This window comes from Clostridium sp. JS66 (assembly GCF_033561535.1).
Lineage (GTDB): Bacteria > Bacillota > Clostridia > Clostridiales > Clostridiaceae > Clostridium_AM > Clostridium_AM carboxidivorans.
On the sequence record NZ_CP131467.1, the window covers coordinates 5,576,160 to 5,600,982 of the forward strand.

General features: G+C 29.1%; 18 protein-coding genes. 4 read left to right on the plus strand and 14 right to left on the minus strand.

Going from position 1 to position 24,823, the window contains the following annotated elements; genetic code table 11:
- Positions 1–20 precede the first annotated feature (20 nt).
- From Q6H37_RS25925 to hflX, 3 genes are all read right to left on the minus strand, one after another.
- On the minus strand, positions 21–917 hold the full coding sequence (locus Q6H37_RS25925) for a nucleotidyltransferase domain-containing protein (protein ID WP_318737754.1): 897 nt from the start codon (positions 915–917) through the stop codon (positions 21–23).
- Positions 918–1,068: 151 nt separating this feature from the next.
- Entirely contained in the window at positions 1,069–1,290 is a 222-nt protein-coding gene (locus Q6H37_RS25930; protein WP_318737755.1) for a hypothetical protein, read from the minus strand.
- A gap of 32 nt (positions 1,291–1,322) precedes the next feature.
- Positions 1,323–3,101 (minus strand): GTPase HflX, encoded by a 1,779-nt coding sequence (gene hflX / locus Q6H37_RS25935; protein WP_318737756.1) that lies wholly within the window; start codon positions 3,099–3,101, stop codon positions 1,323–1,325.
- A 191-nt stretch (positions 3,102–3,292) separates the two neighbouring features.
- On the opposite strand from hflX, the gene hpt reads away from it, so the two are divergent.
- Together hpt and Q6H37_RS25945 are read left to right on the plus strand one after the other, a co-directional pair.
- Positions 3,293–3,814, plus strand: coding sequence for a hypoxanthine phosphoribosyltransferase (hpt, locus tag Q6H37_RS25940; RefSeq protein WP_007061948.1), 522 nt, complete (start codon positions 3,293–3,295; stop codon positions 3,812–3,814).
- A gap of 670 nt (positions 3,815–4,484) precedes the next feature.
- Entirely contained in the window at positions 4,485–6,863 is a 2,379-nt protein-coding gene (locus Q6H37_RS25945) for a PBP1A family penicillin-binding protein (RefSeq protein ID WP_318737759.1), read from the plus strand.
- A gap of 132 nt (positions 6,864–6,995) precedes the next feature.
- Here Q6H37_RS25945 and sigF read toward each other — a convergent pair whose 3' ends face one another.
- From sigF to spoIIAA, 3 genes are read right to left on the minus strand one after another with little or no spacing between them, the layout of a single operon-like run.
- Positions 6,996–7,751: an RNA polymerase sporulation sigma factor SigF gene (sigF, locus tag Q6H37_RS25950; RefSeq protein ID WP_318737762.1), complete on the minus strand. Its 756-nt coding sequence runs from the start codon at positions 7,749–7,751 to the stop codon at positions 6,996–6,998.
- Positions 7,752–7,760: 9 nt separating this feature from the next.
- Positions 7,761–8,189 (minus strand): anti-sigma F factor, encoded by a 429-nt coding sequence (gene spoIIAB, locus Q6H37_RS25955; RefSeq protein ID WP_318737763.1) that lies wholly within the window; start codon positions 8,187–8,189, stop codon positions 7,761–7,763.
- A 15-nt stretch (positions 8,190–8,204) separates the two neighbouring features.
- Positions 8,205–8,540 (minus strand): anti-sigma F factor antagonist, encoded by a 336-nt coding sequence (gene spoIIAA / locus Q6H37_RS25960; RefSeq protein WP_318737764.1) that lies wholly within the window; start codon positions 8,538–8,540, stop codon positions 8,205–8,207.
- 420 nt (positions 8,541–8,960) lie between these two features.
- Here spoIIAA and speE point away from each other — a divergent pair, with 420 nt between their 5' ends.
- On the plus strand, positions 8,961–9,788 hold the full coding sequence (gene speE / locus Q6H37_RS25965) for a polyamine aminopropyltransferase (RefSeq protein WP_318737766.1): 828 nt from the start codon (positions 8,961–8,963) through the stop codon (positions 9,786–9,788).
- A gap of 831 nt (positions 9,789–10,619) precedes the next feature.
- Positions 10,620–15,119, plus strand: coding sequence for a glutamate synthase large subunit (gltB, locus tag Q6H37_RS25970; RefSeq protein ID WP_318737769.1), 4,500 nt, complete (start codon positions 10,620–10,622; stop codon positions 15,117–15,119).
- A 101-nt stretch (positions 15,120–15,220) separates the two neighbouring features.
- Here gltB and Q6H37_RS25975 read toward each other — a convergent pair whose 3' ends face one another.
- The 8 genes from Q6H37_RS25975 to Q6H37_RS26010 all read right to left on the minus strand — a co-directional run bounded on the left by Q6H37_RS25975 (position 15,221) and on the right by Q6H37_RS26010 (position 24,725).
- Positions 15,221–15,781 (minus strand): nitroreductase family protein, encoded by a 561-nt coding sequence (locus Q6H37_RS25975; protein ID WP_318737771.1) that lies wholly within the window; start codon positions 15,779–15,781, stop codon positions 15,221–15,223.
- 104 nt (positions 15,782–15,885) lie between these two features.
- Positions 15,886–16,599: a WecB/TagA/CpsF family glycosyltransferase gene (locus Q6H37_RS25980; RefSeq protein ID WP_318737773.1), complete on the minus strand. Its 714-nt coding sequence runs from the start codon at positions 16,597–16,599 to the stop codon at positions 15,886–15,888.
- Positions 16,600–16,721: 122 nt separating this feature from the next.
- Positions 16,722–17,375, minus strand: a complete 654-nt coding sequence (locus Q6H37_RS25985) for a sugar transferase (RefSeq protein ID WP_318737775.1) — start codon at positions 17,373–17,375, stop codon at positions 16,722–16,724.
- A gap of 136 nt (positions 17,376–17,511) precedes the next feature.
- Positions 17,512–19,599 carry a cell wall-binding repeat-containing protein gene (locus Q6H37_RS25990; protein WP_318737777.1) on the minus strand — a complete coding sequence of 696 codons (2,088 nt, stop codon included), beginning with the start codon at positions 19,597–19,599 and terminating at the stop codon, positions 17,512–17,514.
- 72 nt (positions 19,600–19,671) lie between these two features.
- A complete protein-coding gene (locus Q6H37_RS25995) occupies positions 19,672–20,646 on the minus strand; it encodes an acyltransferase (RefSeq protein ID WP_318737779.1) in 975 nt (324 codons plus the stop codon).
- Between the two features lie 56 nt (positions 20,647–20,702).
- On the minus strand, positions 20,703–21,938 hold the full coding sequence (locus tag Q6H37_RS26000; RefSeq protein ID WP_318737781.1) for an O-antigen ligase: 1,236 nt from the start codon (positions 21,936–21,938) through the stop codon (positions 20,703–20,705).
- A 110-nt stretch (positions 21,939–22,048) separates the two neighbouring features.
- Positions 22,049–23,599, minus strand: coding sequence for a murein biosynthesis integral membrane protein MurJ (gene murJ / locus Q6H37_RS26005; RefSeq protein WP_318737782.1), 1,551 nt, complete (start codon positions 23,597–23,599; stop codon positions 22,049–22,051).
- Complete coding sequence (locus Q6H37_RS26010) at positions 23,592–24,725, minus strand: glycosyltransferase family 4 protein (RefSeq protein ID WP_318743166.1); 1,134 nt, start codon at positions 24,723–24,725, stop codon at positions 23,592–23,594. The genes murJ and Q6H37_RS26010 overlap by 8 nt, the downstream gene beginning before the upstream one ends.
- Positions 24,726–24,823 lie beyond the last annotated feature (98 nt).

Consider the following 24,823-nt stretch of genomic DNA (forward strand, 5'->3'; position numbering starts at 1 on the left):
CATTCCCTACTAATAAAATTTTATATAAAGTATACATTCTCCTTAAATAAAATTTCTCCTTTTTCACTTTTGTAATCTCTATTTTCTCTTTTTATTAAATTTTTTCTCCAAAGCTTATCTAATATTTCTTCCATATTTATGTCATAATTATAAAACAGTTTATCATTTTTTATGTTTTCAGCACTTAAGAAACTGTCTTTTTCTCGCATGTAATTTATTAATACATTGCTTAAGTTTCTTAAAGATCCATCCACATTTTTTTGTAGATAGTCTAAAATATGATTTATAGTTTCTTCCTTATTAGCTTTATTAAAGAATAACTGATCCACGCATTTCTTAAAATCATCATTTAAGTTAATAGCCATAGTAACTGCATCTTTGCTTATCATATATCCTGAAAAATTGACATAAAGTTTTGCATATTCCTCAACGCAGCGCACTGCGGCAATATATGATGTATATATACTATCATTGTGCAAATACTTTTTGCATACACCTAAGCTTTTTAACAAGTTTCCTAAATACACCATATTCCATATTTCTCTATCCAAATCAGGATAGTATCTACCATTGTCGTATTTAGTAGTAATTTGTATATCTTTAGAAAATACAAGTCTGGATGAGGCAAGTATTCTGTGTATAAATCCACCCTTCAAATCCTCTTCATATATTTGCAGAAACTTACTCTTACTCATTAATTTGATATGCACCGGAACTTCTTTTTCTTCTGTATATATATTTTCTATATCCGGATGTTTCTTGTCTAATATAACAAAAAGATCTATATCAGATTCATCCCATAAGTCACCAGTAACCATACTTCCAAATACCATAACTGCAAGTACTGAATCATTTGATTTTAATCTCTCAATTATATTATTAAACGCTTTCTGATATTGTAAAATACTCTTTTCCATTTGCTATCTGACACCCCTTCAAAAAATTAGTAAAATCAAAAAAGTTAATTAAATGAGAATTTAATAAAAATTTAATTTTTTTCTTATTATATAATAAATTTCAGTATAATTACAATACCAGAAAACGTTTCTGAATAATTTCTTTCAGTATTTATAGATTAATTTTAGAAATTTTTATTCTTTTTATACTATTGCATTCTGTACATTTAAATAAATGCACACAATAATTAATTGCATCATTTATGTCCAATTGGCATGCATAAGAATCTGTATAATCTTGTACTCTTCCCATATCCTTCATAGTACCCTTACATTTTTCACATGGTAAATTTATTACACTTAATCCATTACATATAGGACATACCTTCTCCAATAGCTTTCACTCTCCATTTAATATATTTTTATTTAAATCATATATTTTTCACATCTATTATAAACTTCATCATCTGTTAAAGCACAGATATACGTTCCATCTTCTCTATATTCTTCATTCTTTACCTTTGAATTTCTATGCAAAAATGCTACCATAGATTGGTCTGTGTAAGGTATAAGATATTCTGTCTCTTTTAAAGTATATGGCAAAAGCTTACTTACTTCCTGAAGCAATAAATCCAAATTATGCTCTTGCTTTGCAGAAATACATACAATTTCTATTTTGCCATATTTCTCTTTGATTTCTTCTATTTTCTCTTTAGGTGCTTTATCAATCTTATTTAGCACTAACATCATAGGCTTGTTATTTACTCCTAGTTGCTCAAGGACGTTATTTACTGCATCTATTTGTTCTTCTACATAATCTGAAGATATGTCTACTACATGTAAAAGCAAGTCAGAATAAATAACCTCTTCAAGTGTAGATTTAAAAGCTTCTACCAAATCATGAGGAAGCTTTCTGATAAACCCAACTGTATCTGTTACAGTAATTATTCTACTATCTGAAAGTTCTATAGCTCTTGTAGTTATATCTAATGTTGCAAAAAGCATATCAGCTTCAAAAACCTTTTCTTTACGAATAGCCTCCTTAGGCATGGCAATCTCACACAGCTTGTTTCTTAAAGTAGATTTTCCTGCATTTGTGTATCCAACCAAAGAAACCTTTGGTAGTTCATTTCTTCTTTCTCTTTGTGTTTCCCTTACTTGCTTTATTTTCTTTAATTCCTTAATCAAATCATAAATTTTTTCTCTTATATGTCTTTTATCTGTCTCAAGCTTTTTCTCTCCTGGACCTTTAGTTCCTATACCGCCACCTGTTCTAGAAAGCACTGTTCCAAGACCAGATAACCTTGGTAATCTATACTTCAATTGTGCAAGTTCTACTTGTATTTTTGATTCCCTACTTCTTGCTCTAGTTGCAAAAATTTCAAGTATCAATGTTGTTCTATCTATGACCTTTGCTCCTATATTTTCTTCTAAATTTCTTACTTGGGAAGCTGAAAGTTCATCATCAAAAATGATAACATTAGCAGAATATCCCTGCCTTAAAAGTGCTATTTCATCAACCTTTCCTTTACCTACATAAAAGGCACTATCAATTATGCTTCTTTTTTGTAGAACTTTATGCACAACTTTTACATTACATGCTTTAGCAAGTTCTTCAAGTTCATCTATACTTTCTTCACTTTCCACTCCAACCAAAATGGCTCTTTCACTATCATCATCAATTATATTTTCATCTTTTATTATATCTTCAATATATTTTATTCTATCTAATATATTAAACTTAATCCCAGCATCTATGCTAAGAGGCTTTGTTGATTCTGCTACAAATAAATCATTTTCTATACCACAAAATCCTAAAGTCATATCTGTATATCTACTATCTTCAACTCCAATAGCAGCAATACAATCCAATTTAAGCTTTATAAGAGCAGATACATCTATGGCTGAAAGTCTTGAATTACCATTGGGATGGGTGTGTATTATTCTAACCTGTGATAACTTTCTTTCTTTTATATCTATTTCAGGAATTTCTACAGTACTGCTATCACCTATAGCTACACTTATAACTGTTCCTTTTCTGTTTATCCCTACACTAACTTCTCTATTAAGATATGTTGTAACATCACATAATAACTCTATTAATTCTTCAGTGCAAATGCTATCCTTAGGCATTTTCATTTCATAAACTTTTTCTAATCTTGCTAATATAGAACTTTTAATACCTTCTATATTTCCATATACCATCTTCATCACTCCATAATCTTATTATTTCTATAAATTATAAACTTATCCCTGCTTATCATTTATATATAATTACAATCCTTTTACTTAATTTAAGTAATTTTCTAACAATATAAGTGTATACTTGACAACTTTTATATAATTTTATACTATAAAATCAACGTTGTAAATATGTATAAAGTTGGAGGATCATAATGGAAGACAAAGTAAAAAAAATACTAATCAGTAAAGAAAAGATAGCTGATAGGATACATGAATTAGGTAAAGATATAACTAAAGAATATAAAGATAAAAATCTTTATGTTTTATCACTTTTAAGAGGAAGTTTTATATTCGCTGCAGATATAGTAAGAGAAATAGATCTTCCTACAAAAATAGGCTTTATGACAACTTCAAGTTATGGCCATTCTGAAGTTTCTTCTGGATGTGTAAAAGTTGTAAATGACATCCAAGATGATATTAAAGGCTGCGATGTCCTTATTGTAGATGATATAATAGATACAGGTATAACAATGGACTTCGTAATAGGTCATATAAAAGCTTTAGGTGCTGCCAGTGTTAAATGCTGTGTTCTTTTAGATAAACCTGAAAGAAGAAAATTAGAATTAAAGCCTGACTTTTGCTGTTTTGAAATTCCTGATGTATTTGTAGCTGGTTATGGACTAAACTATGGAGACTATTATAGAAATATTCCATATGTATTCAATTGGGAATAAAGATTTCATAATTTAAGATTTCAATTTTCTTTTTTAATTAAGAGTTAAGAATTAATAAATCAAATTATTTATTTTTAATAATTTTAAAGATAATGAACAAAAATTCGCTAACGTGAATTTTATTTTTATTTTATCATAAATGAAAGTTTTCTTAACTCTTAACTAAATAATTAAGAAAGTTATGTTTATATCATATCCATTCACTTTTTATAGATTTAAAACTTACACTATCTAATCACAAATTTGTAATAGTACCTAGAATCTCGTAAACTATTATTATCTCCGGGGTAGGTACTTCTTTTTTAACACATCTGCTTTTATCATAAAAATATCACCAACGTTATCCTTTCACATATTAATATATTTGTGTTATCAATTTGTTAACAATATATTGATATAATATCTAGTATAATTATTAAAAAAAGTATAATATATAACTTGCATAGTTTTATTTTTAGAATTAAACGTTTTTTAATATCTATATTTTAAAATTATATTCTACATTATATGAAAAATTTATTTGCTTTAAAAATTTATATTGCTATAATCATTTTTAAAGCGATTATTGGATTTTTTTTCTAAATTAAAGTTATATTTCATTAATATTTTAATTTATGTTATAATAATTTAAAATTATTAATTTCAAAACTAAGAATTAAGGAGGACAATTATGAGCAAAAGGCGGAAAAAAGCTGTTTCGAAAAAACCCCATTCGAAAAATGCTTTTAAGACTACGCTGATTACTATATTAAGTTTATTTATATTAGCATCTGTTGCCTGTTTTGGAGTAGTTTTAGCTATAATACAAAATGCTCCTCCATTAGATGTAAAGCAAATTTTAACTTTAAATGAGCCATCTATTTTATATGACAACAAAAATCAGTTCATGGATGTAGTTGTAACAAATGAACAAAGAACTGTTATAAAAAATAAAGACATACCTCAAAATTTGAAAAATGCCTTTGTAAGTATAGAAGATGAAAGATTCTATAAACATGGTGGTATAGATTTAAAAAGAATAGCAGGGGTAGCACTTATAGATGTAAAAAATAAAATTAAAAGGCAACCTGGAGTACAAGGAGCTTCTACTATAACTCAGCAATTACTTAAAAACACTCTTTTATCCTCTGAAGTAACCTTTAAGAGGAAAGTTCAAGAGATGTATTTATCAGTACAACTTGAAAAAGAATTAAGTAAAGATCAAATACTTGAAGCCTATATGAACACAATATATTTAGGTGGAAGAGCATATGGCGTAGAAGCAGCTTCCGAACAATATTTTAATAAAAAGTCAAAGGATTTAAGTTTAGTTGAATGTGCTTTTATTGCAGGAATGCCGCAAAGTCCTTCTGTATATTACCCTTTTTCTACTTCTGCGAAAAAAAACCCTTCAGTTTACTTAAATAGAACTGGAACTGTATTAAAAAAAATGTATGAAAACGGATATATAAATGAAGAACAATATAATGCTGCTATAAATGATTTAAACAATAAAAAGCTTGCTTTCCAACCTCAAACTCAAATTAGCAATAAACTTAATTTTGAGTGGTACACTCTTCCAGCCATAGATCAAATTAAAAAAGATTTAAAAAAGCAGTATCATTATACTGATACTGAAGTTCAACATCTTCTTATGTATGGTGGATTAAAAATATATACCTCAATGGATAGAGATATACAAGCAAATACTGTAAGTGCTATAAATTCAGACAGCATAATTGGTGCTTCTTCAGATAAAAATGGTATAACACAACCTCAAGCTGCAGCAGTAGTTATGGATTATCATTCTGGAGAAGTAAAAGCAATTGTTGGAGGAAGAGGTGATCAACCTCCTAGATCCTTTAATAGGGCTGCTTCTGATAACTATTTAAGACCTTCTGGATCCAGTATAAAACCTTTAACAGTATATTCTCCTAGTATTGATTCAAAGCAGAGCACAGCAGCTACTGTTATAGATGACTCTGCATTATCAAATGATCTTGCTCAAAAGTATGGTTCTAATGGAACTCCTTACTACCCACAAGATGAGGATCAATCGTTTATGGGTAATATGACTATAAGAACTGCAATAGCTAAATCAAGAAACTTGGTAGCTGTAAAGCTAGAGGACTTAATTGGTCTAAAAACAGGTATTGAATATGCTGAAAAATTTGGTTTAACATTAGATGCTCATGATAAGTCAAGTATAGCTGCTTTGTCTTTAGGAGAATTACATCATGGTACCAATCCATTAACTATGTCTGCAGCTTATGGCGTTTTTGGAAACAATGGTAATTATACCGCTCCAAAGCTTTATACTAAGGTTTTGGATAGGAATGGTAAATCAATTTTAGAAAATAAAACTTCAACAAGAAAAGTGCTTTCACCCGAAAGTGCATATGTAATGTATGACTTATTAAAGGGACCAGTAAGTCCTGGAGGAACAGGTACAAGTGCTAGTTTCGGAAGCATGCCTGTAAGGGGTAAAACTGGTACTTCTGGAGATAATAAAAACTTTTGGTTCTGTGGCCTTACTCCTTACTATTCAGCTGCAGTATGGATAGGCAATGATGATGCCTCTGTTTGTGAGAATGGTTCAAGTAACAAAGCTGCTGCTATATGGAGTGCTATAATGCAGCCAATACATGAAAATCTATCTACAACTGATATACAAATGCCATCTGGAGTTACTACCGCAAACATTTGTGAAGATTCAGGTAAATTAGCTACATCTTCATGTTATGGTGATCCTACAGGAAATAAAACTTATAATGAGTTCTTTATACAAGGTACAGAGCCTTCACAGTACTGTAATTATTCACACTCTGGTTTTAGAAACAATCCTTTTTTCAACCGTGATGATAGTAAAGATAAAAACAATACTAATAATAAGTCTGCCGATACCAATAAAAATAATAACAGTAATACTAATGATAATACTAACACTAACAACATTAATAATGGTACTCAAACTAATAATGAAAATACTAATACACCTAATACCAACACAGACACCAATAACAATGGACATAATGTTATAAATCCTAAAAAACCTACTATAATAAATTAAAAGCGAGTAATTCGCTTTTAATTTTTTTAAACGAAACTTTCTTCCTTCCGTTCTTCTTATGAGCAAGCAATCATTTCAAAATATCAAATTTTCAGTGCCTATTTAAATAAAAAATAGGATACAAATTGTATCCTATCCGCTTAAATTTTCCCTCATTACTTTCAGAACTTTTTTTTCAATTCTTGAAACTTGTACCTGACTTATTCCAAGCATTTTTGCTACTTGTATTTGAGTTTTATCCTTAAAATATCTAAGCATAATAATCTGTCTTGATTTCACATCTAAATTTTTCAAGGCTTCCTTCAGTGCTATTCTGTCCACTATTTCACTATCTCTATCACTACTTTCACTTAATTTGTCAATAAGTAGAACAGGTGCACCGTCATCTTGATGTATAGTATCATATAAATATTGAAGACTATTAGAGGATTCCATAGCAAATATAATGTCTTCTACACCTATCCCTGAATACTCAGATAACTCTTCAATAGTTGGCTCTCTACTAAGCTGTTTTGTTAAAGCTTCCTTTGCATAATGAAGTTTTTTCGCAGTGTTTTTCACACTTCTACTTACCTTTATCATACCATCATCTCTTAAGAATCTTTTTATTTCTCCTAAAATCATAGGTACTGCATAAGTAGAAAATTTTACGTTATATTTCTCATCAAAGTTATTAACAGCTTTAACCAAACCCATGCATCCTATTTGGAATATATCTTCATATTCATATCCCCTATTTAGAAACTTTTTACTAATAGCAGAAACTAAAGGCAAGTTAACTTCTATTAACTTATTTAATGCATCTTTATTTCCATTTTTAGCATACTTTATGAGTTCCAGATTGTTCTCATAATTATAATTTGCTTTTTTTAATGCTTCTTCACCCATATTATTCACCTAACTTAAAGATTTAAAAACTTTCTTCATTATTAATCTTGTCCCTTTATTTTTCTCAGAATGCACTTCTAAGCTATCCATAAATGTTTCCATTACTGTAAAACCCATACCAGACCTCTCTAAATCCGGTCTTGATGTATACAATGGCTGCATAGCAAGCTCTATATTTTCTATACCTGCTCCTTCATCCTCAACTATTACTGTAAATTCTTTGTCCTTAATATACGCCTCAATTTTTACTATACCTTCTCCTTTTTCATAACCATGAATAATAGAATTAGTTACTGCTTCTGATATTGAAGTTTTTACATCTGCTATCTCTTCTATGGTAGGATCAAGCTGTGATGCAAAAGCTGCTACTGCGACTCTTGCAAAACTTTCATTTTCTGATTTACTTACAAATTCTATTTTCATCATGTTATCATACATTTTTTAATCCCCCCGTTATATATTTTCAACTGCTTCTTCAATATTTTTGTAAAACTTAATTATTTTAAATATTCCAGATAACTCAAATACCCTTTTTACTGATCCATCAGCTTTTGTAATACATATATTTCCTTTCTTAGCCATCAATTTTTTATATCTGCCTATAACTACACCAATTCCTGAGCTGTCCATAAAATTAACATCTGAAAAATCCATTACTAACTTTCCAATATTATCTCTGTCTAGTCTATCGTCTATTTTATTTCTTACTTCCTCTGCACTATGATGATCCAATTCTCCAGACATATGAACTATAAGTTTATCATCCTTACTTTCAAATTCCAAATACATATTATCTTCGCTCTACTAAGATTAATTTAAATAATATCTACTTGCCAAAGTAATCTTAGCGTTAAAGGCTTTCCTTTAACTTTAATTTACCATACTGCTTTTATGGCAATTTACAGTATGACTGCAAATTGTATTTTAGAACAAATTTACAGTATATGCATACTTGCATAGTCTGAGCAAGACATTCTTACCCCCCTTCTCTTTCTTAATTTTCTTTGGAATAACTTTAAAAATTATATCACACACCTAATTAATATTCTCTACTTGGAATTATTTTCCTCCTAGTTTTCTTATATTTTTATTATTTATTTTTACCACATTATACATTTTTATACATATCAATTGTCATTTTACAGAATCACTGTTATAATATTATTTGCTGGATTTGCAAATGATATTTTAAATTTGGAGGTATGTATTATGGATATGTGGTTAAAAGAAGGTCAAATAGAAAATGCAGCTATGACCTACAAAATAAAGGAAACCCTTGTTAGAAAAAAAACTGAATACCAGGATTTAGCTATAGTTGATACATATAGTTTTGGAAGAATGCTTTTGCTAGATGGTATAGTTCAAACTACTATAAAAGATGAATATGTATATCATGAAATGATTGCTCACATTCCTCTATTTACTCATCCAAATCCTAAAAAGGTACTTGTAGTTGGTGGAGGAGATGGGGGTGCTATAAGAGAAGTTTTAAAACACCCTTCAGTAGAAAAAGCTGTTCTATGTGAAATAGATAAAGAAGTTATTAATGAATGTAAAAGATTTCTTCCTGAAATAAGTTGTGCATTAGATGATGCAAGATGTGAAATCTTTGTAGGTGATGGAATCAAATATGTTCATGAGCATAAAAATGAATTTGATGTAATAATAGTGGATTCTACTGATCCATTTGGTGCTGCTGAAGGATTATTTGGGGGAAGCTTTTACAAAGAAATATATGATTGCTTAACTGAGGATGGTATATTTATAGCTCAAACTGAAACACCTTTTTACTTACCTGAAGTAGTACAACGTGTTTATAACGATGCAAATGCCGTATTTCCTATAACTAAATTATTTATGGCAGGTATACCTACTTATCCAAGTGGATTTTGGAGCTTTACTGTAGGTTCTAAAAAGCATGACCCAGAAACCGTTGATTTATCAAATTCTATAGATATAGATACAAAATACTATACTAAAAAACTTCACAAAGCTTGCTTTGTATTACCAAAATTCGTTGAAGACTTAACAAAATAAATAATTATACAACACAAGAATGCAGTGAAAGTTTGAATTTTAACTTTTACTCCGTGATATATGATAAGAGTGCTATCACGGCTAAATGTTTTAATTATTCTAAAGCTCGAAGTTTTTGAAAGTCTAAGAACTTTGTCAAACTCGGTTCCCTCAAACAGAACTAAAGTTCTAAGACTTTCAAAAACTTCGAGCTAAGAATAATACTAAAACAATTTAGCTAATGTGATGGCACTCTTATCACATATCACTGCATAAAAGTTAAAATTCAAACTAGTAACTTCAAGTGTACACATATAATTAAATTGTTATAAGTTATTTTAGTAATTGAAAATTATATTTATCAATACCTTATAACGCTTAAAAATTAAGGCAAATAATAAGTATTATAAAAGCCATGCTTTTTTATTGAGATCTATATTCTAATGTATTACAAGTAATTTTTCATATTAAAATTACAATAGTTACTCCACCTAAAAAGTTATATCACAATGTATTTAAATTTCAAAGTTGAATATTGAAACATATGCCATTTGAAAATTCTTTTCTTTCACTAATCACCGTTAATTTCTACATTATTTCAAATAATGTAAAAACTGAAAACATGGAATAATAATTTAACTATTTTTGCATGTATACATTTACATTTATTCACTTTAACAATTCATAAAAATCACAGCTTTTACTTTTAATCTATATATTGCAATGAATATTCATCTGTGATAAAATAGTTACCAACACTCATTTAGTCTGAAAAATGAATTTAGAAAAACAAAATTATTCAATTGTGTGTACTACCTATACACTAATATTACAAGGGGGCATTTATTTACTATGAATAAGAATAATTTTCCAGAAAAACAAGGATTATATGATGCTGCTATGGAAAAAGATAGCTGCGGTGTTGGCTTTATAACACATATAAAAGGCATCAAATCACATTCTATACTTAAACAAGGTCTTCAAATACTAAAGAACCTAAAGCATAGAGGCGCCGTTGGGGCCGACGCCAATACTGGGGACGGTTCAGGTATTACTATTCAAATACCTCACGAATTTTTTAAAGAAGAGGTTAAAAAATCTAAAATTCAACTTCCTACATCAGAAGATTATGCTGTTGGAATGATTTTCTTACCTAGAGAACCAAATGTAAGGCTTTTTTGTCAAGGAATTTTTGAAAAAGTATTAAGAACTGAAAATCAAAAATTATTAGGATGGAGAGAGGTTCCTATAAATGAAGATGCTTGTGGAGAATCTGCCAAAGCTACTAGACCTGTCATTATGCAGGTATTTATAGATAGAAATAATCAACCTGAGAAAGTGTTTCGACAACAACTTTTAATAATAAGGAAACAAGTACAAAATTTAATTGACAATTCTAAAAGAGCAAATGTAGAAAGCTTTTATATTTGCAGTTTATCACATAGAACAATAGTATATAAAGGATTAATCTTAGGCTATAGATTAGAAGATTTTTATTTAGATTTACAAAATAGCAATGTAAAAACTGCAATTGCCATAGTACATGAAAGATATAGTACTAATACTTTTCCATCATGGCAACTTGCACAACCTTTTAGGTATATAGCTCATAATGGTGAAATCAATACTATACGTGGAAATATTAATAAGATGAATGCTAGAGAAGGAGTTATGTACTCTAAAAGCTTTGGTGAGAATTTCAAAAAAACTTTACCTGTTATTGAACCTGGTGGAAGTGATTCTGCATCTCTGGACAATGCTTTAGAATTATTTATTGAAAATGGATATTCTTTAGAGTATTCACTTATGATGCTTATTCCTGAAGCATGGCAAAAAGACTTTTCAATGGATGAAGATAAGAGATCTTTTTATGAATATCATGCTAGATTAATGGAACCTTGGGATGGTCCTGCAACTATTGCTTTTACTGATGGCATCAAATTAGGTGTAATACTAGATAGAAATGGATTGAGACCAGCTCGTTATATAATAACAACGGATGACTTAGTTATTATGTCATCTGAAACTGGTGTAGTAGATATTAATTATGGCTCTGTAAAAGAAAAAGGTCTCGTAGAGCCAGGTAAAATATTTTTAATTGATACGTCTAAGAAAAAAATTATTTCTGATGAAGAAATTAAACAGTCAGCATATAAATCAAAACCTTTTACTGAATGGATTAAACGCAACAAACTAACACTTGATGATATAAAACAAAATTGTGAAGCTAAATCCATAAGAACAGAAACTCTATTATTAAAGCAAAAGGTATTTGGCTATACTGAAGAAGAGTTAAGAAAAGTAATCACTTGTATGATTGATAATGGCAAAGAGCCTATTGGATCCATGGGAATGGACATTCCTCTTGCTGTATTGTCTAATAGACCACAGCTTATATTTAATTACTTTAAACAAGCCTTTGCTCAAGTTACTAATCCACCTATAGATCCTATAAGAGAATCTATGGTAATGTCTTTAACTCAATATATTGGAACACACGGAAGAATTGTTGACGAAGTTGAAACAGAAACAGATAAAAAGTATATTGAACTTAAACATCCTATACTTTCTAATAGTCAACTTGAAGATATTAAACATCTTGATGATGACGACTTAAAAGCAATTACACTTCCAATTATCTTTGAAACAGACCGTAAAGATGGCTTAGAAGAAGCTCTTAATTATCTATGTAAGCGTGCTGAAGAAAGTATTTTAAAAGGCTATAACATTTTAATATTAAGTGACAGAAATATTAATTTATACTATGCTCCAATTCCAAGTTTATTAGCTCTAAGTGCTGTTAATGCTTATCTTATAGAAAAGAAATTAAGAACTTCAGCTGACTTAATAGTTGAAGCTGGAGATGCTCGAGATGTAATGCATATGGCTCTTCTAATAGGTTATGGAGCAAAAGCTATTAATCCTTACATGGTATATTACACTATTTCTAACATGATAGAAAACAAAAAATATATAAAAAATATAGGCAGCATAGAAGAAGGTTTTAAAAACTACTGCAATGCAATTTCTTCAGGTTTATTAAAAATTATTTCAAGAGTAGGTATTTCTACATTGCAAAGTTATAATGGTGCTCAAATATTCCAATGCATAGGATTAAGTGAAAATGTAATAAATAAGTATTTTCCTCATACTCCTACAAGAATTTCAGGCATTGAATTAGAGGATATTTCAAATGATGTTATACAAAGACACTCTTCTCCATACGAAAATGACTCCGATTTAGAGAAAAAGACACATCATATTTTAAATCCTATAGTGGTAAAAAAGCTCAGAAAATTATCTGAAAATAAAGATTATACTCTCTATAAGGATTATTGTGAAGATGTAAATGAAAAAATAGATGAAGCAATGACTATAAGAGGATTGCTAAAATTTAAAAACAGAAAAAGTATACCTTTAGAAGAGGTAGAATCTGTAGAAAATATTCTAAAACATTTTACAGTCTCTGGTATGTCTTTTGGTTCTTTAAGCAAAGAGGCTCATGAAACTATAGCTATTGCTATGAATAAAATTGGGGCTACTAGCAACTCAGGAGAAGGTGGAGAAAATTCTGATAGATACAAATTAAGATCTAATGGTGATGATGCTAAGAGTGCAGTAAAACAGGTTGCTTCAGCAAGGTTTGGAGTGACTACCAACTACCTTGTAAATTGCAGTGAACTTCAAATTAAAATGGCACAAGGTGCAAAACCTGGTGAAGGAGGCCATTTACCTGGAAGTAAAGTAACAGATGAAATTGCTAGAGTTCGTCACTCTATTCCGGGTATAGATTTAATATCTCCTCCACCTCATCATGATATATACTCTATAGAAGATTTAGCCCAATTAATATTTGATTTAAAAAATGTAAATCCAACTGCACGAATTGGGGTAAAATTGGTATCTGAAATTGGTATTGGAACTGTTGCTGCTGGAGTAGCTAAAGGACATGCTGACGTAATTATGGTCAGTGGTCATGATGGTGGTACAGGTGCTTCTCCTATAAGTTCTATGAAATATGTAGGACTTCCATGGGAATTAGGTCTTGCAGAAGTTCAACAAACTTTATTGTTAAATAATTTAAGAAGTAGAGTTACTGTTCAAGTAGATGGAAAATTAAAATCAGGTCGTGATGTTGTTATTGCTGCCTTACTTGGAGCAGAAGAGTATGGTTTTGCTACAACTGCTCTTATATCTCTTGGATGTATAATGTGCAAACAGTGTAATTTAAATAGATGTCCTGCTGGAATTGCTACTCAAGATCCTGAACTTCGTAAAAAATTTAAGGGTACTCCTGAACATTTAATTAACTATTTGACTTTTATTGCACAAGAGGCAAGAGAATTAATGGCTAAATTAGGCTTTAAATCACTAAGTGAAATGATTGGAAGAGTAGATGTTCTTGATGTAGAAAAACAACTTGAAGGCAAACTAAAAAATTTAGATTTAACTCAAATATTATATAAACCTGAACTTCCATCAAGCATTATAGGAAAACATGTAATTGCTCAGGATCATAAAATAAAACAGGTACTAGACAAAAAGTTAATTGAAATGTCAAAACCAGCTTTAGAAAATGGTATTAAGATTGTGCATGCTTTCAATATTAAAAACACAGATAGAACTGTTGGAGCTATGCTAAGTGGAGAAATTGCAAGAAAATATGGCAATAAAGGCCTACCTGATAACACCATTGTAATTAATTTGCAAGGTTCTGCAGGCCAAAGCTTTGGTGCCTTTCTTGTTAAAGGTGTCACTTTAATTCTCAATGGAGATGCCAATGATTACGTTGGAAAAGGTCTCTCTGGTGGAAAAATTGTATTAATTCCTCATGCAAATTCTTCTTTTGATCCTAAGGAAAATGCTATTGCAGGTAATACCATACTTTATGGAGCAACCTCTGGTAAAGCATTTATTCATGGAAAAGTAGGTCAAAGATTTTGTGTGAGAAATAGTGGAGCTGAAGCTGTAGTAGAAGGTATTGGTAATCATGGATGTGAGTATATGACTGGTGGAACTGTAGTTATTCTAGGACCTACAGGAAGAAACTTTGGAGCTGGAATGAGTGGAGGAATAGCCTACGTTTTAGATGAGAAAGGCGACTTTATAGACAAATGTAATGGAAAAACCGTAGAAGCAACACCACTTAATGGCTCTAGAGATATAGATAAGTTAAAGGATCTTATAAATGAGCATTATCAATTTACTAATAGCCAAAAAGCTAAAGATATCCTTGAAAATTTTGAAGCTTATTTAAAGAAATTTTTAAAGGTAACATCCCCTAATTATGAAAAGCAATTAAATTTAAAAGAACTTGTTAAAGTACACAATAATAGTTATCCTTCATTTTAATAAAATGTTTTATATGATATCCAAAAAATTAGAACAGCAAAGGCTGTTCTAATTTTTTTATAACTATTACTATATTATAAATCATGTAACTTTCATCTTATTTAATGCAAAACTTTGCTATTTCCTACATAAGCTTCATTCCAAGAATCCTGAAATACATACTCTCCAGCACTTTTTGCAGCATAATGACTTTTTTCTTGCTCTATTTCTCCTACAGGTGTAATTCCAACAATTCTATATTTTTCAGGTATACTTAGTGCACGTCTTACCATATCTTCATCTAAGGCTGCTATCCAGCAAGTTCCATAGCCTTCCTCAGTAGCTGCAAGAATAAAATGTTCCATAGCAATGGCTCCATCTACTAGATAATATTGCTTTCCATCCACTTCACCTGACTTATCAGGATCAGCTACTACTACTGCTGCTATTGGTGCTTCTTTAATAGCTTTTCCAGCTTCATCAGTTTCATTTCTTACAGCATTAGCTATAATGTCCTTTTTATCCTTATCTTCTACAATAATAAATTTATAGCATGAAGAATTCTTCCACGAAGGAGACATCATTGCTGCATTAATCATTCTATCTATTTTATCTCTGTCTATATTAGTATTTTTAAATTCTTTTATACTAGTTCTATTTTTTATAACATCATAAAATTGCATAAACTCCACACTCCTTTAAATGTAGTTTGTGTAAATAACATATACATTATTCATAGGTTATTACTTACATTTAGTGGATTGCTTCATCTGCTAATGTATGCTAACTATTTGCTTTTATGTTTAATAACTTCCAATAAAAATTTAGGTATTGAACCAAGCCTTTTAACTCTAAAAGGTTCCTTAGCTACCCTATATAACCATTCTAATCCTAACTTTATCATCCAGTTAGGTGCTCTTTTTACTTTACCTGCAAATACATCAAAGCTTCCACCAACACCCATAAAAACCTTACAAGGCAATTCCTTCATATTTTTTATAATGAATACATCTTGTCTTGGTGATCCCATAGCTATAAATAATGCATATGGCTTTTTAGTTTTAATATCATCTATTAAATCACTACAATTATTTAAATCAAAATATCCATTATGACTACCACTTATATTTAGTTTAGTGTACTTACTTTGAAGTTTTTCCACACATGCATCCAATATTTCTTGTTTAGCACCAATTAAATATATACTTTCACCTTCTCTTTCACATTTTTTTACTATTTCCTCCATAAGCTCTATGCCTGCAATTTTTTCCTTTACAGGATTTTTAACAACTTTAGAAGCCATTACAGTTCCAACACCATCTGGAATTATTATAGAATTATCCCCAGTAAAATTATTGAACAATAGAGGATTATTAAGTCCATTATATAAAACCTCTGGATTTCCTGATATTATATTTACCTTATTAAATTTTTCTATGTAATTCATAAGTTCTTTTAGATTTCCATTAAAAACATTATATTCTAATATTCTAGTAAACATACTATTCCTCCAAATCATCTATCTTCATAACCTAAATCCACAGAAACTCAAGGAAAATTTAACATAAAATTATTCCTTGAGTTTCTATAAATTATAAAACAAAATATTTAAGTTGCAATGCCTTAAAAAGCTCCTTCTTTTTTGAATACTGAAAATACAGTTCCAAATAATATCTTTATATCCGTCCACACTGAGAATCGTTTTATATAAGTTAGATCATAAAAAATTGTTTTTCCTAATTCAATTTCTCCTCTTCCACTTATTTGTGCTAAACCAGTTATACCTTGTTGTACTAGCAATCTTTGTCTGTATTCTTCTGGATAAAGCTTAACTACATCTGGTATTTCTGGTCTAGGTCCAACTAAACTCATATTACCTATGAATACATTAAACAATTGCGGAATTTCATCTAAGCTTGTTTTTCTTAAGAAAGCCCCTGACTTCGTAATTCTGTTATCAGTTTTACTTTGAAAAACAAAGTTTTCTAGATTACCTGGATCTATGTCTAATTCTCTTTTCTTCTCTGCATTTACAACCATAGTTCTAAACTTATATATGGTAAAATCTTTTCCATCTTTTCCTACTCTAACTTGTTTAAAAACAGCTGGTCCTTTTGAATCCATTTTAATCCATACAGCTAGTATTATAAATACTGGTGATAATATAAGTATTCCTATAGCAGATAATATTATATCGCTCAATCTCTTCACGAAAAAATGTAATTTCTTTGATTTTATATCTTTTTCTAAATCTATCTTTATACTTTCAATCTGCATGATAACCTCCTACAATTATTCATCTACAAGTATATAATATATCAGATATAACATGCATTTACAATATAATTATAACTAATTTTTCACAATTTAGACATATTGCGAAGCAAATATAATGCTCCGCAATATGTTTATATTATCTTGCTAGATCAGTTTTAGTTTTATCAGATATTGAGGAAGTTCCCCCAATTAATATTTCATTAACATACTTATTTGAATCTATAAATCTCTTTTGCTCATTATTATTATCACCCAAAAGAAGCAGTGGTGCATTAAGCTTTGCTGCAAGAACACTTGCTGAAAGTGCATCTGAAAAATTTTCTCCAGAAGCTAAAGTAATATTCTCTCCATTGATGTTAAAATATTTTGCTATGTTTATAGATGTAGTATATCTATCCTGTCCCCATATTCTAATAATATCATCTTCGGACAATCCACATACTCTTTTCACTTTATCCTTTACGTTATCTGATATTATTGTATCTCCTCCTATTATATAAACCTTAGAAGGCTTTACCTTTTTTAAAGTTTCTTGTGCTTCTGAAGGCAATTCATATACATCAGACAATATAACTGGATATCCTTTTAATGCTGCTACTGAAGATGCACTTAAGCCATCTGCAAATTCATTTCCTGATGTAATTATTATAGGTGTACCTTCTGGTGCATTTATAGCATCATTAATTGCTTTTGTAGCTCCAAATTTTTCTCCATCATTTAGCATTTTTATATTATTATATCCTAAACTTTTTAAGCTTATAATAATACTTTCATTGGCACCCATTTCATTGCCTAATACATACACATTACCACTTTTATCTAAATGATTTTGTATATACTTAATTGCAGCATCATTTTCCAAATCAGTTTTACCAGATAAAAGTATTGGTGCATTTAATTTTTTAGCTAATACACTTCCACTTAAAGCATTTGTAAAATCATCTCCTGAAGTTATAACAACATCATTTGATTTTCCATTATTAAATTCTTCAGCTATACTAGCTGCTGTAGCAAATCTATCTGTTCCACCTATTCTTTTACTTGTGTACTGTTTAACAGTAATAGGCTGCCAATTTTTTATAGCCTCATTTGCCTCATCAGGTTCACTTATAAACTTTCCTGAATCTTCTTGACCATAAGTTTTCCACTGATTATAGCTTATAGCCTCATTATACTGGTTAAGTTGATAATATTTGCTGACTACATTTCCATCTGCTTTATAATAAGTATTATAATTAAAAGAGTTGTCAAATGACTTTTCATCTGCTAATTCTATATTATAGTTACAATATGGTGTTAAAAATAAATTTTCTTTAAACCAATTTTTATTAGAATTTTCTAATAGATATACATCACAGCCTTTATTCCCATAAAATACATTATTGCTTATGGTATTATTTACAGCATTTGATCCTATTGCTAGTCCAAATGCATGATTATTGTACAATTTATTATTATTAATTATACAATTACTTCCTCCATTAGGTTCTCCATACATTTGTATAGCAGCACCTGCATTATCATGTATATTGTTTCCTTCAAATGTCCAATAAGTTGAACCATAACCTATGTAAATTCCATGATCTTTTGGTTTATCTACTTTTAATCCTACATTATATATCTCGCAATTTTTAACCGTACAATAACTAGAATCCTGACCATCTATACCAGATGTTCCATAAGGTCTATAAACTGGATAATCAATATTTCCTATGTTTAAATCCTCCATATCTATATAACTTGATTTGTCTGTTATATAAATACCTGCTCCTGTAAATTGACTAATTTTTATACCTTGTATCTTCCAATAAGAACTCTCCCTGAAAGTAAAAGCATCTGGAGCATTCATACCATTTATATTAAGTTTATAATCTCCTACCACACTGACTGATTCTCCTGGATAATTTTTAATTGTGCACCATGAATCATTTGAAGCCTTTTTTTGATAAACTTGAACTGCTTCATGATATACACCTTCCCTTATTATAAGTGTATCTCCAGATTTCATTTCATTAATTCCTCTTTGAATAGTATAAAAAGGATTTTTTTCTGTTCCATCATTGATATCACTACCACTTGTTGAAACATAGTAAGTATTATTCGATGCTGCTGCATAAACTACTTCATGCTTACCTGCTGCAACAAATATTAAACTTAGTACAGCAACACATAATATTATTATTTTTTCACAAACAGCTGCACCTTTACATTTTGAATTTAGCATTCCACAAAGCGCCCCCCAAATGAATATAAATTTAATTATTTATCTAAAAAGTTCATTATTACCTTTTTGACTTTAAGGTAATTTACGACTTTCATTTATTAATATTGCTCCAATAAAGCTTATAAAAAAAGCTTTAATTCCAAATTGCAATGTATTTATAGGTATTGATCTATTTGTACAATACTGAATATAGTAATAAAGTATAAATGCATGTGATAAATACACACCATAAGAACTTTTAGAAATATACTGTATTGATTTCATTAATAGATTTTCTTTCCAGTTAATACTGAATATAAAAAATGTAAAAATTGTGCTATATATTAACACACTAGGTCTTAAAAATGTAGCAACATAATCTATATCAGAAACGAATTTAGTAGTTATTAGTGCTTCATAAATTAACCCAAAAGTCACTGCAATAAATGTAATAAACACTAATATTCTATATTTAACGGCTTTTTCCTTAATATAATCCATGTTTTTTCCAATAAAAGCACCAAGAGAAAAATAAAAAATCCAATTTAGCATATTTTTTCTCTCGAAAAAGCGTACCAATATACCTGGCAAAGTAAAATAGTGTGTTGCTACTAAAATACCAGTAGTTATTACAAAAGTTACAAGTAAACTCCACTTAGAACCTATAAACTTATATATAAAAGGAAAAAACAAATAGAATTCTACAATTATAGGTACAAAGTAAAGATGATAATATACATTTCCAAAGATGATATCATTACCTGATTTATATATATTAAAAGCCTTCGTTACAAATACAATATATATAACACACCAAACTAAATATCTAGGTACAGTTTTATAAAGTCTATGTGAAAGGAATTTGAAATATCCCTTATCTTTTTTATATGTATTAATAAGCCCTATACCAGATAAAATTATAAAGGCTGGCACAGAAAATCTACTAAGCTGATTAATAATTAAAAATCCTTTATAAGTATTAGAATTTACATTTGTCCTATATAAAATTGTTGCAGAAACATGAATAAGTATTACACTAATAGTAGCTAAAGTTCTTATAACATCCATTTCCAAAATGCGTCTTTTACTGCTAATTTTCTGTCACCTCCTTCTACACACATTACCTAAAATATACTTTCTCTGCTGCTTTCCCTTATTACTATTGCTTGGGAAATAGCTAAAAGTATCCAAAAATAAGCGGTAGTTTTAGGCACAAAAAATAAATTGTCAGATATATTCATAAAATAAAATCCTACCATTGAAGCAAAAATTCCTGTACAAAAATATCTATATAATTTATCTTTAGCACTTGAAGCTGCTTGTTTTACTCTTAAAAGAGAAAATACCAACATACAAACAAATGATAATATACCCAAAATACCTAATTCACTAGTAACTTTCAAATATGAATTATGAGATGGTCTATGAGTAAACCATGGATATTTTAATTCTGGATATTTCTTTACATATGTATCATACAAACTAACATAATTACCATTACCTACTCCTAATATCGGATGCTCTTTTATCATTTTTAAAGCTGTTTTCCATAGGTAAATTCTAGATTCATTTTGCGATGAATTAGCAATATCCAAAATTCTATGGCTGATTTTAGGTATAAATAATGAAATAACCGCTGCTGGACCTATTATAAATATCAATTTCCAGCTAAATATTATAGCTAATATAACCGCTCCTATTGCTACTCCAATAAACGCGTTACGTGAATCTGTTAGTACTATATTAACTATTACAATTACTGATACTAATAAGTAAATAGATTTTTTAATTTTATTTTTTTCATGTATTATAAGCATTACTATTGGAAACAAAGCTAATACCAAAAATGCTCCTAAGTTATTTGGATTATCTAATGTTGCTGTTATTTTCTTGTTTGTATAGGAATAATTCATAAATTCTGAACTTAATCCAAATCCAGTGAAATACTGATATATTCCAAAAACACAGATAGAAAAAACAGAAAATACATATGAATTTATTATGCCTCTAATATACCTTTTATAATTACATTCATATTTAATTATAAAAAATAAAATCAAATATGATAAAAATCTAGCACTCTCATTTAATGCTATTTTCTTGTCAAAAGCATAACTTGTAGATATAATCATTACTAAAAATAATACACTCATAGATATGCTTAAATAATCATGGAAAAAACTTTTAATATCCGAAAACATTTTTTGTCTGCTTTTGGAGGATAAAATTAATTTTAATATATATATTAGTATTATTAATGCTAATATTCCGTCGCCATATGTAGTCTTTCCTTGTTGCCAGGGAAGTATGATTATATAAATGCACATAAATGCATACAAAACATTTTCCAAAATCTTCATTTTACACACTCTCTTCACACAAAATAATAGTTACCAAACCTCATTACCTAATATATCAAATAGTTCCTTAAGTTTCAACGCTTATATAAATTATTAAATCTATATTAACATTATCTTCTTCTTATTTTTTGTTTTACAAGTGATATCATGTACATATATTCTTCTATTTTAAACAAATGAATACATACCATATAAACCACAGTTCCTATAAAAAATGACATTATTATTGATAATATACTAGCCTTTAGCTCTGATACAATTAATAACATGCAAATCTTATTTACTCCAAAAATAAATATTCCCATAACTAATGAAGCAAAAATAGTTTTTGCTAATACATTAAATATTTTTCTTACATCAATATTCCCAATCTTTCTATTTAAGCTAATAAGCATTCCTATAGTAACAATAATCGAAGATATTGTAGTTGCCAAAGTCAATCCAGATACCTGCATATATTTTACTATAAATATATTTATAACTACATTTATCAATATTCCTACAAAGCTATTTATCATTGGTGTTTTTGTATCCTTAATGGAATAAAATGCTTTATTTAAAATGTCTCTTATTCCATAAAAAATCATGGCAGGGCAGTAAAATAACAATGCACTTGAAGTAAGCTGTGCTGCACTATTTGTAAAAGCTCCTCTTTTAAATATAATACTTATAAGAGGCTGTCTTAATACTGCTATAGCAACTGCTGCCGGTACCATTATAAGCACAATTATATTTATGGCTCTTTTTACTGCAATTTTATATTCTGTTTTATCCTCCCTTGCTGCTAATTCTGACATAGTTGGATACACTATCATTGCTATTCCTATGGCAAAAACTTCATATGCCAGGGTATTAATTTTATTAGCACAATCTAACACAGTTGCTGCTCCAAAAAATATATTTGTAGCAAAGGATCTGTTTACAAATACATTTAACTGAATTAATGATGTACTTACAATAACAGGTATCATAAGCTTAAACATATTAAGCATTTCACGATCTTTAAAGCTTATATATCCTTGATACTTATATCCCAGTTTTTTATACTTAGGTACATTAATTATAAATTGCGCAAAAAATCCTATAACTATAGCTACTGCAAATCCTTTTATTCCATATCTAGCTGTCAAAAATACAAGATATATTATATACACTACATTAGATACAAAAGCCATAGCCGCTGGTTCATAAAACTCATTATGACATTGGAGTACTCCTGTCACTACACTCTGAAGACTTACAAATATTAAAGACAACAACATAATTCTTGTCATTTCCACAGACATTTCAAATACATTAGGATTACTTACGAAACCATGTCCAAATATATAAATTATGTCTTTAGTAAAAATAATCAATATAATAGTAACTATAATAGTAACTATTGATGATACATTTATAACATTATTTACAAACTTATCTCTTATTTTCTTAACGCTTTTTTGTAAATGCTCTGTATGTACAGGTATAAAAGTTGTAGTTAGTCCATAACTTATAGTGGTAAGCAAATAAACTATTCCTAACGCAAAATTATATATATCTGTGGTATAATTTGCTCCAAACTTTGCAGCAATTAATGAATCTCTCACTAACGCTAGTACCTTACCTAAAATTATAAACACCATAACTAATATAGATTTTTTTATCATTTTTTTAGTCATTGATTTTCACTCCACCTGTGTCCCTCTGAGACAGTATTTGTTTATAAAAATTATAATATCCATTACAAAATGTATTCATGGAATATTGTTTTTTCACAAGTTCATATAAGTTCTGTCCCTTATTCTTTAACGCAGCTTTATTTTCATATGCTGACTTCATTTTTAAATATATATCTTCTACTGACTTTGGATCTATTAAAAATCCTGTTTCATCATTTATACACTCATTTATGTCACCTACATCTGAACATATAGCCGCTCTTTTAGCTGCACCACTTTCTAATATGACAATAGGAGGAGACCCACCTTCATTAAATGATGTAAGTATGCTTATATCCGATGCATTTATAAAATCTACCACATTGCTTTGGAACCCAGCAAAAATAACTTTATCTTTAATTGATAATTGATTGCATTTTTCTTCTAAAACAGCTTTAAGCTCTCCATCTCCAATTAATAAAAGTTTTGTATTAGGATATTCATTATTTAATTTATTAAAAGCTTCTATACAAAGCAAATGATTTTTTATGGGGTGCATCCTTGCCACCATTACATATACAAAATCTTCCTTACTTATATCATATTTATTTCTTATTTTATCTCTGTCATTTAAAATATTTATTTCTTCTAAATCAATTCCATTATTAACAACAGTCTTTTTTCCAGTAAAGTTACTTTGCTCCAAAAGCTTTTTTATATATTTTGAAACACATATATAATAAGGAAAACTTTTTAAACCTAATTTACTTAATGGTGTGAAAAATAAATACTTTAACTTGTTATTTAAGAAATCATATCTGTAATCACTATGAACAGTAGCAGCACAAGGCTTACTAAGCTTTTTCCTCATTAGATAGTGCATAAAAAATGCCTTAGCTCCATGGAAATTTATAATATCCACATTATTTTCTTTTACATAATCACAAATTTGATTATTTCTCAAGCTTTCAATTAATATTACCTGTATTCCCATATTCCTAGCATTATCATATAATTCACCTTTTCCTATACATCCAATGACAGTATCAAACTTACCCTTTGAATAAACACATAAATTTAATACGTGTTTTCCACCACCACCATTATCATTTCCTGATATAATCTGTAGAACTTTAATATAAATCACCTGCCTAATATATATGCCACAGTATTCACTGCACTGACTATATACATAAAATATATAAATAAAATATATAAATATAGCTTTGGCATGCAGTATTTGCA